Annotated in this window: 11 protein-coding genes, 1 pseudogene and 1 riboswitch; of the genes and pseudogenes, 6 read left to right on the top strand and 6 right to left on the bottom strand. The window is 72.8% G+C overall.

All coding sequences use genetic code 11. The annotated features are described in order from the left end of the window. Positions 1–5 precede the first annotated feature (5 nt). A riboswitch (cyclic di-AMP (ydaO/yuaA leader) is annotated at positions 6–183 on the bottom strand. 321 nt (positions 184–504) lie between these two features. Together G3I60_RS17650 and G3I60_RS17645 are read right to left on the bottom strand one after the other, a co-directional pair. Further along, on the bottom strand, positions 505–1,554 hold the full coding sequence (locus tag G3I60_RS17650; protein WP_164294313.1) for a GNAT family N-acetyltransferase: 1,050 nt from the start codon (positions 1,552–1,554) through the stop codon (positions 505–507). A 14-nt stretch (positions 1,555–1,568) separates the two neighbouring features. Further along, positions 1,569–2,231: a uridine kinase gene (locus G3I60_RS17645; protein ID WP_164294314.1), complete on the bottom strand. Its 663-nt coding sequence runs from the start codon at positions 2,229–2,231 to the stop codon at positions 1,569–1,571. 279 nt (positions 2,232–2,510) lie between these two features. Between G3I60_RS17645 and G3I60_RS17640 the strand changes: the two genes are divergently transcribed. Together G3I60_RS17640 and G3I60_RS17635 are read left to right on the top strand one after the other, a co-directional pair. Next, positions 2,511–2,705, top strand: coding sequence for a hypothetical protein (locus G3I60_RS17640; RefSeq protein ID WP_138353055.1), 195 nt, complete (start codon positions 2,511–2,513; stop codon positions 2,703–2,705). Positions 2,706–2,846: 141 nt separating this feature from the next. After that, positions 2,847–4,460 (top strand): hypothetical protein, encoded by a 1,614-nt coding sequence (locus tag G3I60_RS17635; protein WP_239069956.1) that lies wholly within the window; start codon positions 2,847–2,849, stop codon positions 4,458–4,460. 12 nt (positions 4,461–4,472) lie between these two features. Here G3I60_RS17635 and G3I60_RS17630 read toward each other — a convergent pair whose 3' ends face one another. Next, positions 4,473–5,963 (bottom strand): PLP-dependent aminotransferase family protein, encoded by a 1,491-nt coding sequence (locus tag G3I60_RS17630; protein WP_164294315.1) that lies wholly within the window; start codon positions 5,961–5,963, stop codon positions 4,473–4,475. A gap of 96 nt (positions 5,964–6,059) precedes the next feature. On the opposite strand from G3I60_RS17630, the gene G3I60_RS17625 reads away from it, so the two are divergent. The 4 genes and pseudogenes from G3I60_RS17625 (at position 6,060) to G3I60_RS17610 (ending at position 9,668) form a co-directional block, all read left to right on the top strand. Continuing rightward, a complete protein-coding gene (locus tag G3I60_RS17625; protein ID WP_343241048.1) occupies positions 6,060–6,797 on the top strand; it encodes a hypothetical protein in 738 nt (245 codons plus the stop codon). Continuing rightward, positions 6,798–7,601: pseudogene (locus tag G3I60_RS17620) on the top strand (glycerophosphodiester phosphodiesterase); the annotation flags it as partial. Next, positions 7,487–8,980 carry an MFS transporter gene (locus tag G3I60_RS17615; protein ID WP_343241051.1) on the top strand — a complete coding sequence of 498 codons (1,494 nt, stop codon included), beginning with the start codon at positions 7,487–7,489 and terminating at the stop codon, positions 8,978–8,980. The pseudogene G3I60_RS17620 and the gene G3I60_RS17615, both read left to right, overlap by 115 nt. Before the next feature lie 313 nt (positions 8,981–9,293). Next, a complete protein-coding gene (locus G3I60_RS17610; RefSeq protein ID WP_138353051.1) occupies positions 9,294–9,668 on the top strand; it encodes an RNA polymerase-binding protein RbpA in 375 nt (124 codons plus the stop codon). 69 nt (positions 9,669–9,737) lie between these two features. Here G3I60_RS17610 and fxsA read toward each other — a convergent pair whose 3' ends face one another. The 3 genes from fxsA to lnt form a co-directional block, all read right to left on the bottom strand. Next, a complete protein-coding gene (fxsA, locus tag G3I60_RS17605) occupies positions 9,738–10,331 on the bottom strand; it encodes an FxsA family membrane protein (protein WP_164294318.1) in 594 nt (197 codons plus the stop codon). Positions 10,332–10,423: 92 nt separating this feature from the next. Next, on the bottom strand, positions 10,424–11,215 hold the full coding sequence (locus G3I60_RS17600; RefSeq protein ID WP_138353049.1) for a polyprenol monophosphomannose synthase: 792 nt from the start codon (positions 11,213–11,215) through the stop codon (positions 10,424–10,426). Continuing rightward, positions 11,212–12,760, bottom strand: a 1,549-nt coding sequence (gene lnt / locus G3I60_RS17595) for an apolipoprotein N-acyltransferase (RefSeq protein WP_164607422.1), incomplete at its 5' end; no start/stop codon positions are given. The genes lnt and G3I60_RS17600, both read right to left, overlap by 4 nt.

Below are 12,760 nucleotides of genomic sequence, written 5' to 3'. Positions count from 1 at the left end.
GGGGGAGTTCCTCTCCTACGCCGGCGAGGTGAGCTGTCGGGTTCGGGCTGGAGCTGCCCGGTCGCGGCATGCGCCATGGACGCGCGGCGCATTGCGACTTAACCCCAAGCCGTTCCTGACCTTCGGGAACGGCACTTACCTGGGTCCCCCGCTCCTGCCGTAGAAGTTTGGTGTTCAAAGCACCGGGCAGCGGCAGGACTAGGCGTTCCACCCGGTGGGATCCTGCGAGCATTTGACCCGCAGGAGAGCGAAGCTAAGCGAACTCCCGAGGGCGGGGCAAGATTCGGGCATGAGCCGCATATCACGTGCGGAGCCGCCCGTGCATTTCGGTGACCCTGAGTCGCTCGGCCCGGTCTGTACGTGTGCGATTTCTTCACTTTCAGTGAAGCGACACATGGAAGGCGTAATAAAAGGCGTATGCCGGGAACGCACCGTGGAGAAGGCGGCAGCTCTGCGTATCACACGCGTGAGCCCGCTCACTCGGCGGGCCCGGTGTGAGCGCGGTCACGTGCCGAGCGGTGCCCGGTCCTGCCCCTGGGCCCGTCCGGCGACTTGCCCGGCGGCGTACCCCGGGCGGATCCGCGGGTCGAGGACACGGCTGAGGCGGTAGGCCGCGACCCGGAAGCCCACCGCGGGCCAGTGCCCCGCCGCCAGCGGCGAGGCGGAGTGCCAGCGGGCGCCGATGTGCCGGTACTCGTGGTCGTACGCCCAGGCCGCCGCGGTGGCCAGCAGGATCCGGCTGACGCCCTCGCCCCGCGCGGACGGCTCGACGTACGCCTCGGCCAGCTCCACACAGCCGTCCGGGGTGACCGGACCGGCCGGGGACGGGGCGAGCAGCACCATGCCGATCTCCTCACCGCCGCGGCCGGCGATCCAGGCCGCGCAGCGGGGATCGGAGAGCGTGTCGGTGTACCGGGTGCGCATCGCGGCCAGGGCGGCGTCGGACTGCGGCAGGAACATCGCCGACTGCCGCTGGTAGCGGGCCGACTCCGCGGCCATCCGGCCGATCTGCGGCAGATCACCGGGGCCGGCCCGGCGAATGCTCAGCCCGTCCACCCCGCGCGGCTGCCGGCCGCGGGGCTTGACGGCCATCAGCCCGTACATCTCCTCGAACCCGAAGCCCAGTCGGCACCAGTCCATCGCGGCGGTCCCGGACGCCGGCAGTTCGACGTAGTGGACCAGCCGGCGCTGGGCGACGAGCCGGGCGGCGGCCTCGGTGTACAGGGCGAGCAGCGCGGCGTTGTCGCGCTGCCCCGGCGCGGGTGCGTGCCCGCCGTGCCGGACCACCGCGGAGCGCGGGTGGCTGCGGAGCGCGGCGGGGGTGTCCTCGGCGAGGTCGAGCGGGGAGGCGGCGAGATAGCCGGCGGGCCTGCCGCCGCTGTCCCGGGCGAAATAGGCCTCGGTGTCCGGTTCCGCGAGCAGTCTCCCGAGCAGTTCCTCGCCGGTCGGGGCACCCGGCGGCCGGCCCTTGCGGGAGTGTCCGGACCAGCGGTCGTACAGCGCGGCGGCCTCGGGTATGTGCTCGGCGCTCATCGGCGCGATCGCGAAGGTCATGGTGGGTGGCGACGCTAGTCGTCCGCGCGGTCCGGCGGCAAGGGATGTCCGCTCCACGCCGGGTGCCGGGGATCGTCTGCGTGCACCAGGACGTCCGCCGCCTCCGCCGGACGGACCTCGTCGGCGTACCGGCCGAAGGCGGGCAGCGTCCAGCGGTCCTCGTCCGGGGTGCGCCGGGCCAGGGCCGCCGGGGAGAGCCGCAGATGGACCGTCAGGTCCAGGCCGAGCCCCTGGCCGAGCAGGAGTTGACCGTCCAGCAGCAGGACGCCGCCGGGCGGCAGTTCGACGTAGCCGGCCCGGGTCGCGCGGTCGGTGGCCGCGTCCCACAGCGAGGGCAGCACCCGGCCGCTGCCGCCGGGCGCCAGTGGGTCGAGGACCTCGCGGCGCAGCGCGCCGGTGTCCAGCCACAGGTCGTAGTACGCGTCGGAGTCCTCGCGGCCGTACTCGAAGCGCAGCGAGGCCGGCCGCCAGAAGTCCGCGGCGCGCACCCGCAGGACGCGGTGACCGCGGGCGGGCAGCTCACCGGCGAGCGCGTCCGCCAGGGCGGCGGGCCCGGCGGCCGGGGCGCCGTCGACGGCCACCCGCAGCCACGGCCTGGCGGCCGTCGGAGTGAGGCCGGCCACCCGGTCGGCGAGGGTCCCGGCCAGCCGGGGCCAGGTGATCGGAGTCAGCCGCATGGGCGGCATCGTCGCATACGCGGTGCCACGTCCTGGCCCTGGATCGGCGGGGTCACTCGGCCGTCCGGGCGACATGGCTGCGCCATCGGCGTGACGGCGGACATGACCCGCGGCGGGCCCGGCAATGATCGCGCCGAGATCGCTCCGGCGGGCTTCCGGAACGACCATCCGGGGGAAATTTCCTACAAATCACCCATTTACCACTTTCCAGTACCCATTACTTTTTGTGAGCCTGGAAGAACTCATGGTGACCGTCCCCATCACCCAGGAGAAAGCCCAATGATCCTGTCTATCTCAGGCGTCGTTCTGCTCGGCGTCATCGCGTTCCTGTTCTTCCGCAAGGACGGACTGAAGGTCTCCCACCTTCTCGTCTGCGCCCTCTTCGGCTTCTACCTCGCGGGCACCGGCATCGCCCCGAGCATCAAGGCCGGCGGAGCCAGCCTTGCGAGCCTGCTGGGCGGGATCAGGATCTAGCGGGGCCGTCTACGACGGCAGCCCCAGGGCCCGGGGCCGCATGCCGGCGCTCCGGGCCCCACCTCGTCACCCACGACCCGCCACCCTCCCGCGAACCCACCCACTGGAGCATCCGTGGCCAGGCGCCCCCTCCCCAGCATCCTGAGCAGCAGGCCGTCGTTCGCGACCATCGTGAGCAGCAGGCCGTCGCTCGCGCGCAGCCGCGAACTCGCGCGGACCGCCGCCGACAGTGCCACCGACGTGCTCCATCCGCTGATCACCATCACCCGGGGCATGCGCATGCAGGCCGGCTGGGCGCGCAGCTGGTGGGCCCGCACCCCCAAGGACCGGCGCGGCCCCGCGCTGCTGCTCGGCGCCGCCGCGATCGTCGTCGTCGCGCTGATGCCGTACGGCCCGCTGCTGGCACTCGGCGCGCTGCTGGCCTGCGCCGGCTGGATGGGCCGCGACCGCACCGCCCCGGCGCCGACCGGACCCAGCGAGGCCGAGTCCGGGAAGCTCCAGGCGCTGTACGAGGCGCTGGTGCCGTATCTGTCCGACCCCGACGACCCGGCACCGCTGTACGCGCGCGACGGCGGCTGGGACAGCGCCTTCACCGAGTACACCTTCGAGGAGGGCCGGCTGGCCCGGCTGCATCTGCGCTACCCGGCGTACTTCACCGACGGCGAGGCCACGGCGCGGTCCCGCGTCGAGCAGCTGCTGCACGCCAAGGCGGGGCGCGGCCGCGAGTACCGCTTCGACTGGAACGAGGAGGAGAACCACCTCACCCTCACCGCGCTGGGGCCGCTGTCCACCGGCATCACCGCCCAGCGCTTCGTCACCGCGCCCGGCGAGACCGTCCTCGGCTTCACCGACTCCGAAGCCGTCCAGCGCACCGTCCCGGTCGCCGACGGGGACGAGGTCCGCGACGCCCCGGCCGTCGTCTGGCGGACCGGGCCGCGCGCCACCGAGCCGCATCTGCTGGCGCTGGGCCGGCCGGGCACCGGCACGACCAGCCTGCTGCGGTCGATCGCCCTGCAGGCGCTGTGCCACGGCGATGTCGTGGTCATCGACGGCAGCGGCAGCGGTGAATACGCCTGCCTCGTCGGACGTCCCGGCGTGCTGGCCGTCGAGAGCGGCCTGGCCGGGACCTGCGCCACTCTCGAATGGGCGGCGCACGAGACCGAACGACGGCTGATCGCCGTCAACCGGGCCCGCCAGGCAGGGCATCCGGCGCCGGAGGACACCCGCCGCCCGCTGTGGATCCTCGTCGACCGGCCCACCGCGCTCACCCAGCTCGCCCACGCCGAGGGCCGCCCCGACCCGCAGCTGCTGCTGGATGTCCCGCTGCGGCACGGGCGCACCGCCAACGTGGCGGTGGCCGTCGCCGACCAGATCGACGCCGCCGAGGTACTGACCCCGGCCGTCGTCACCCACACCCGCGCCCGCGTCCTGCTCGGCGCGCTCGACCCCGAGCACGCGCGGGCCGTCCTCGGCGCCCCGCAGTGCACCACCTCGGCGGCCGAGGTCCCGGCCGGCCGCGGCTACGCCCGGCTCGGCACCGGCCCGGTGCTGCGGCTGCAGGTCCCGGCCACCCCCGACCCGTACGACGAGGAGACCGGCGAGGCCGAGCGGGAGGCCGTCCTCGCCCTGCTCCCCCAGGCCGACGCCCCCGCCGACGCCCTGGAACACGAACCGGAGCACGAACCGGAGCGGGAGCCCGACCGGGAATCGCTGCCGCAGCCGCTGATCCGCCGGACGGCGGACCTGGAGCGCTGACGCTCCGCGCGGTCAGGCCACGAAGAGGCCGGCGCCCTCGGCGTCGGAGCCGCCGCCGGAGCGGACGATGTGGGCGGCGGCGGCCAGCCGGGAGACGGCCTCCTTGGCGGTGGCGCCGCCGACCGTGAACGGCAGCCGCACGTAGGACTCGAAGGCGCCGTCGACACCGAAGCGAGGTCCCGACGGGACACGGACGCCGAGCCGTTCGCCGGCCACCGCGAGCCGGGAACCCGACACGTCACCGGTCCGCACCCACATCGTCATACCGCCGGCCGGCACGGTGAACTCCCAGTCCGGGGTCTGCTCGCGCAGCGCCGCCACCAGGTCGTCACGGTGTCCGGCCGCGCGGGCCCGGCGGGTGGCGACGGCCTGGTCCCAGCCGCCGCCGCGCAGCAGCCAGGCGACGGCGAGCTGGTCGACGACGGGGGATCCGAGGTCCAGATAGGCGCGGGCGGAGACCAGCCGGCGGACGACGTCGGGCGCGGCCCGGACCCAGCCGATCCGCAGCCCCGCCCAGATCGCCTTGCTCGCGGAGCCGACCGTGATCACGGTGCCGCCCCGGTCGAAGGCGGCCATCGGCCGCGGCATGTCCGTGTCCGCGTCGAGCACCAGCTCGGCCATCGTCTCGTCCGCGACGACAACGGTCCCGGAGGCACGGGCCGTCTCGACCAGGGCGCGGCGCTGCTCGTCGCCGACCAGGGTGCCGGTCGGGTTGTGGAAGTCGGGCATGACGTAGGCCATGCGCGGCGCGGCGTCGCGCAGCACCCGCTGCCAGGCGTCGATGTCCCAGCCGCCGAGGCCGTCGCGCATGGCCACCGGCACCAGCCGGGCGCCGGTCTCGCGGAACAGCTCCAGCACGTTGGCGTAGCTCGGGGACTCCACCGCGACCCGTTCACCGAGCCCGACGAGCCGGCGGGCCGACGCGGCAATGGCGCCCATGGCGCCGGTGGTGACCATGATCTGTTCGGGCATGGTGGGCACCCCGCGGGCGGTGTAGCGGTCGGCGATCGCCTCGCGCAGCACCGGAAGTCCGGCCGGGAAGTCGCCGTGGGTGGCCGCGTAGGCCGGGAGCTCGGCCAGGGCGCCCTCCATCGCGCGGGTCAGCCACGGCTCGGGGGCGGGCAGGGCCGCGCAGCCGAGGTCGATGACGGTGCCCGCGGAGTCCGGCGGGAGCGGGTCGAGGATCCGGCTCGGCAGCGCGTGCCCCTCCGGTATGGCGGTCCAGCTGCCGGCGCCCCGCCGGGAGCGGGCGAACCCCTCGGCGCGCAGCGCCTCGTACGCGGCGGCGACGGTGGTGCGGCTGACGCCCAGCGCGAGGGCGAGCTCGCGCTCGGCGGGCAGCCGGGCGGCGACCGGTACCCGGCCTTCGAGCACCAGCAGCCGTACGCCGTCGGCGAGTCCGCGGTAGGCCGGTACGCGACGGCCGCCGCCACCGGGAGCCGGCCGGGGTTCGAGCAGCCGGGCGAGCGGAGCCGCTCCTACCGATGCAGTCCACTGCGACATGGAATTCAGTCCACCTTTCGCGGATTGGCTGTGGCGGTCACCCACATCCATGCCACAGAGTGCCACGTATCTTGCCACCTTCACCAGGGGGTCACCGTGCACACCGGTCGCCGCATCGTCCATCTCTATGCCGGTCTGGTGCTGTACGGCGCCAGTGACGGCCTCCTGGTCGGCGCCGGTCTCGGTCTGGACCCGTGGGACGTCTTCCACCAGGGGATCTCCGGTCATTCCGGGCTGAGCATCGGCATGGTGTCGATCGTCGTGGGCGCGGCGGTGCTGCTGCTGTGGTGGCCGCTGCGGCAGCGGCCCGGCATCGGCACCGTGTCCAACGTCTTCATCGTAGGTCTGGCCATGGACGGCACGCTGCGGCTGCTGCCGGAGGTCCACGCGCTGGGCGTCCGGATCCCGCTGCTGGTGGCGGCGATCGTGCTCAACGGAGTGGCGACCGGCCTCTACATAACGGCACGCTTCGGACCCGGCCCGCGCGACGGGCTGATGACGGGACTGCACCGCAGGACGGGCCGGTCGATCCGGCTGGTCCGCACCGGCATCGAACTGACGGTGCTGGCCGTCGGCTTCCTGCTGGGCGGCAGCGTCGGGGTGGGCACCGTGCTGTACGCGGTGGCGATCGGACCGCTCGCCCAGTACTTCCTGCGGTTCTTCGAGATCCCGCAGCCGGCCGCTCAGCCGACCGCTCAGCCGGTCACCCCGCCGGATCCGGACCTCGAACCGGACCGGGAACCGGACCTGCGGCCGGAACGCTCGCCGGCCGTCGCGGCCTGCGGGGACCGCCCGGTGGCCGGGGCCGCCGCGGACCCGGCCATACTGCCGTAGGTGAGCGCACCTCCCCCTCCCCCGGTCCACCCGTATCTGGACCATCCGGCACCCCTCGCCTTCGCCCATCGCGGAGGTGCGGCGGACGGCCTGGAGAACACCCTGACCGCCTTCCGCCGTGCCGTCGACCTCGGCTACCGCTATCTGGAGACCGACGTCCACCTGACGTCGGACGGCGTTCTCGTCGCCTTCCACGACGCGACCCTGGACCGTGTCACCGACGCGCGCGGCGCCATCGCCGCCCTACCGTGGAGCGAGGTCTCCCGGGCCCGGGTCGCGGGCCGTGAGCCGGTCTCCACGTTCGCGGAGCTGCTGGCGGCCTTTCCCGAGGCCCGGTGGAACGTGGACGTGAAGGCGGAGGCCGCCGCCGGACCGCTGCTCGACGCGATCCGTACGGCGGACGCGTGGGACCGGGTGTGCGCCGGATCGTTCTCCGAGGCCCGGGTGGCCCGGCTGCGGGCGCTCGCCGGACCCCGGCTGGCCACTTCGCTGGGCACCCGGGGGGTGGCGGGCCTGCGGCTGCGCTCGTACGGCGGCCGGCCGCTGGAGCGGCTGCCCGCGCGGCTGCTGGACGCGGCGGTACGGCAGGGCGCGGTCTGCGTCCAGGTGCCGGAGTGCGTCGCGGGCGTGCCGGTGGCGGACCGCAGGTTCATCGACGCCGCCCACCGGCGGGGTCTGCAGGTCCATGTCTGGACGGTCAACGACCCCCGCCGGATGACCGCGCTCCTCGACCTCGGAGTGGATGGCATCATGACCGATCACATCGAGGCACTGCGCACGGTGTTGTCCGAGCGGGGGACCTGGTGGACACGGCGGTAACGGAGACGGCGGTCGCGGAGCGCGCACTGGAGCGGCGCCGCGAGCAGCACGGCTGGTATTTCTACGACTGGGCCAACTCGGTCTTCTCCACGAGTGTGATCACGGTCTTCCTCGGCCCCTATCTCACGGAGGTCGCGAAGGCCGCCGCCGACGCCGACGGGTATGTGCACCCGCTGGGCATCCCGGTGCGGGCGGGCGCGTACTTCGCGTACACGATCTCCGCCTCGGTGCTGCTGTCGGTGCTGGTGATGCCGCTGGCGGGCGCGGTCGCGGACCGTACCGGCCGCAAGAAGCCGCTGATGGGCGCGTTCGCCTATCTGGGGGCGGCGGCGACCGCCGGGATGTTCTTCCTGTCCGGCGACCGCTATCTGCTCGGCGGCGCGCTGCTGATCGTGGCGAACGTCTCGTACGCGGCGTCCGTGGTGCTCTACAACGCCTTCCTGTCGCAGATCGCGGAGCCGCACGAGCGGGACGCCGTGTCGTCGAGGGGCTGGGCCTTCGGGTACGCGGCGGGCGCGCTGATGCTGGTGGCGAACCTGGGGCTGTTCCTGGGCCATGACGCCTTCGGCGTCTCCAAGGGCACGGCGGTGCGCATCTGCCTCGCCTCGGCGGGGCTGTGGTGGGCGGTGTTCACGGTGGTGCCGCTGCGCCGGCTGCGGGACCGCCCGTCGCCACGCTCCGCCGCCGGCCCGTCCGCCGGCGACGCCGGGTCGGGCGCGCTCGGCCAGGGCTGGCGGCAGCTGGCGGCCACCGCCCGGGACATGCGCCGCTATCCGCTGACGCTCGCCTTCCTGCTGGCGTACCTCGTCTACAACGACGGCATCCAGACGGTGATCTCGCAGGCGTCGGTGTACGGCTCGGAGGAGCTGGGCCTGGAACAGGGGACGCTGATCACCGCCATCCTGCTGGTCCAGGTGCTGGCCGTCGTCGGCGCGCTGGTACTGGGCCGGCTGGCCGCCCGCTACGGGGCCCAGCGCACCGTGCTCGGCTCACTGGCCGCCTGGACCGTCACCATCGGCGCCGGATATTTCCTTCCGGCGGGTGAACCTGTGTGGTTCTTCGCGCTCGCTGCGGCCATCGGGATGGTCCTCGGCGGCAGCCAGGCACTGTCCCGATCGCTCTTTTCCCACCTGGTGCCGCGGGGCAAGGAGGCCGAGTACTTCTCCGTGTACGAGGTCAGCGACCGGGGAACGAGCTGGCTCGGACCTCTGCTTTTCGGGCTGACGTACCAGCTGACCGGCAGCTATCGCGACGCGATCATCTCGCTGGTGGTCTTCTTCGCGGTGGGGTTCGTGCTGCTGGCCCGGGTGCCGGTGCGCGCGGCGGTGGAGGCCGCGGGAAATCGCGTCCCGGACACAATTTAGGTATTGGGGGTCGCGGGCCGGTAGTGTACGCGGTTGTCCCGCCGGGTTGACCGTTACTGCGCGCCAAAGATAGCTAAGCGCCGGGTGACATCTGGTAACAGATGTGACAAAACGGTCAATGGTGGGTACAAACAGGGGCGGCACGACGGTAGGAAAAAGCGCGGCGCGCAGCGCCCTCCTAGAAAGGGTGGCGGTGGGCGACGGGCGGGCGCATGTCCCTCAACGGGAATCTTCACCGCCGACCGGACGTTGACCGGATGACGACGACAGCGACACCTGTCCTGTGGGCGACAAAGCCCGGGAGGCACGATTCATGAGTGAGCGAGCTCTCCGCGGTACGCGACTCGGGGCCACTAGCTACGAGACCGACCGTGGTATCGATCTGGCACCTCGCCAGACCGTTGAGTACGCATGCCGGAACGGACATCGCTTTGAGATGCCGTTCTCGGTTGAGGCCGAGATTCCGTCGGAGTGGGAGTGCCGTGCATGCGGCACCATCGCACTTCTGGTGGACGGAGAGGGCCCGGAGAAGAAGGAAACCAAGCCCGCGCGCACGCACTGGGACATGCTCATGGAGCGGCGCACGCTCGAGGAACTCGAGGAGGTGCTGGCCGAGAGGCTGGCCGTCCTGAGGTCCGGAGCGATGAACATCGCGGTGCATCCGCGCGACAACCGCAAGAGCGCCTGACCAACAGGCATCGGGCCCGTGGTGACACACGGGCCCGCCCAACACTTCTGCCCCGTGGCGGAGCGCCGATTAGCGCTCTGTCCCGGGGTTTTTGCGGTCCGGGTCCACGACCTCGCCCTGGATGACCTCGCCGGGGATGACCTTGCCGTCGGGGCGGTGGATCCGGATCTGCTCGTTGGCCACCCGCGCCTGCTGGAACAGATCACCGATCGAACCGGAGTCGTAGCTCTTGCGGCGCCCGAGGGCGCGGTCCGCCGCCTTGCGCAGCAGCGCGCGGGTCGGCGGGAAGAGGCACAGCAGCCCGGCCGCGTCGGACACGAAGCCCGGGATCATCAGCAGCAGACCACCGAGCATGCCGAGCGCCGCACCGGTCGCCTCGCTCCCGGACGGGGCGATGCCCGGAGCGCCGGGGGCTCCCGGGGCACCGGGCTGCATGGAGACGGTCAGGCTGCGCCAGGCGCTGCGCCCGGCCCGCTTCACCGCGAGCGCACCGAGCACGAACCCCGCCACGAGCAGCAGCAGAACGGTGAGGCCGCTGGTGGCCGAGGCCACCACCGTCAGCAGCCAGATCTCCAGGACCGCCCAGGCCGCCACCACGAGCGGCGCGAAGGTGCGGACGCGCGAGCGCCGGGGACGGACGGGGGGCGGGGTGCTGGTAGTCATACGGTCAATTGTGCCTGGGCCCGGATAAAGCCACGATCATCGGCGGACATCGCCGATCACGCCCGCCCGGATCGCACCCCGCCGGACCGCCCTCAGCGGGACGTACGGCCGAAGACCCGGCTCGCCCGTGAGCCCACGCCCCAGGCGGTGACCCGCCACAGCGCCTCGACCACGATGTTGCGGCTCATCTTGCTGTCGCCGCGCTCGCGCTCCACGAAGGTGATGGGGACCTCGACGACGTGGAAGCCGGCCTTGACCGTGCGCCAGGCCAGGTCGACCTGGAAGCAGTAGCCGGCCGAGGCCACCTCGTCCATGCCCAGGCCGGTCAGGGTCTCCTTGCGGAAGGCCCGGTAGCCGCCGGTGACGTCACGGATCGGCACGTCCAGCAGGATCCGCGAGTACGTGCTGCCGCCGCGGGAGAGGAACTCACGGGACTTGGGCCAGTTGACGACCCGGCCGCCGGGGATCCACCGGGAGCCGAGGACCAGGTCCGCGCCCTTGAGGGCGGTGAGCAGCCGGGGCAGCTCCTCGGGCTGGTGCGAGCCGTCGGCGTCCATCTCGACCAGGACGCCGTATCCCTGGTCGATGCCCCAGCGGAAGCCGGCCAGGTAGGCGGCGCCGAGGCCTTCCTTGCCCTGCCGGTGCAGCACGTGGACGTGATCGTCACCGGAAGCCAGTTCGTCGGCGAGCTTGCCGGTGCCGTCGGGGCTGTTGTCGTCGGCGACCAGGATGTGCGCCTCGGGTACCGAGGACCGGACCCGGGCCACGATCGGCTTGATGTTCTCGGCTTCGTTGTAGGTCGGGATGATGACCAGAACCGTGCCGAGCGGACCGAAGTCCCTCCCCTGGGCTCCGCCATGGGGAACCCCACCGCCCTCGTTCACTGCTGCCCCTTCGCTTTTGTGGCTTCGCGCCTGCCGAGCGCGATGGCGACAGCGCAGGACAGAATCCCCACCATAGCGAGAGTCCACTCGGGAACCGTACCGACGCGGTCGGCCACCGTGAGCTCGTCGCGCAGCGGGATCCGGGCACTCAGGACATCCTGGGTGAATTCCTTCGTGCGCTGCTCAATGGTGCCGTCGGGGGCCACCACGGCGCTGATGCCGCTGGTCGCGGCGGTGACGATGGCGCGGCCGTGTTCGACGGCCCGCAGCCGCGACATGGCGAGCTGCTGCTCGGGCTGTCCGGTGCGGCCGTACGTCGCGTTGTTGGTCTGGACGATGATCGCGCGCGCCCCGGCCTTCACGGTGTCGTGCACGATCTCGTCGTAGGCGACCTCGAAGCAGATGACGTCGCCGAGCGTGGCGGGGCCGATCTTGAGGACGCCGGTGTTCCTGCCCGGGTAGAAGTCCCGCGGGATCTGGTCGAGCCGGTGGATGACCTTGGTGAGCTCGGTGCGGAAGGGCACGTACTCGCCGAACGGCACCGGGTGCTGCTTGGTGTACGAGGCGCCGGGCCCGGAGACCGGGTCCCAGACGATGCCCTCGTTCTGCACATGCCGGGCGTCCGGGCCGTCGACCAGCGCGCCGACCAGGACCGGGACGCCCACGGCCCGCACCGCGCCGGTGATCCTGTCGTACGCCTGCGGGTTGCTGAACGGGTCGAGGTCGGAGGAGTTCTCCGGCCAGATCACCAGATCCGGCTTGGGCGTGCGCTTCTCCTTGATGTCCCTGGCCAGCTTGAGGGTGGCCGCGACATGGTTGTCCAGGATCTGCATCGGCCGGCCGAGGAAGTGCATCCCGGGCTGCTGGACGTTGCCCTGCACGATGGCCACCTTGACGAAGTCGGTGGCGTCGGTGGGCACCGGTACCGCGTAGCCGGCGGCGAGGAGGGCGGCCGCGAGCACGGCGGTCCCGGCGGCGGGCAGCAGCGTCCGGGCGGTGCGCGCGGTCCCGGCGGTGCGCAGCCGCAGGGCGGCGAGCACGGCCGCGGCCAGCAGCGTGCCGGTCAGCGCGACGGCGAAGGTGACCAGCGGGGCCCCGCCGAGGGCAGCCAGCGGGGTGTAGGGCGAGCCGGTGTTGGCGAAGGCCAGGCGTCCCCAGGGGAAGCCGCCGAAGGGCAGCCGGTCCCGGGCCAGTTCCTCGGCCACCCACAGGCAGCCGCCCCACAGCGGCCAGCCCGGCAGCCGGGAGGTGATCGCCAGGCCGGCTCCGAGCGCGGCGATGAAGAGCGCCTCCAGCACGGACAGCCCGAAGACCGCGTCGTAGCCGACGACCCGCAGCCACAGCAGCAGCCACAGGAAGAAGGGCAGCGCGAAGGCGAAGCCGAGCCAGGCGCCCTGCCGGGCGGTCCTGCCCCGGGTGAGGACGGACAGCCCGGCGACCGCGGCGATCGACAGCGGCCACAGGTCGTAGGGCGGGAACGCGGCGGCGAGCGCCAGTCCGCAGAGCGCGGCGGCGGCGCTGCGGGCGGCGGCGCGGCGGGCGGCC

Origin of the sequence: Streptomyces sp. SID13666 (genome assembly GCF_010548325.1) — a bacterium.
Classification (GTDB): domain Bacteria; phylum Actinomycetota; class Actinomycetes; order Streptomycetales; family Streptomycetaceae; genus Actinacidiphila; species Actinacidiphila fildesensis.
Note: the sequence above shows the minus strand (reverse complement) of the source record. Positions and strands in the feature narration are given on the sequence as shown.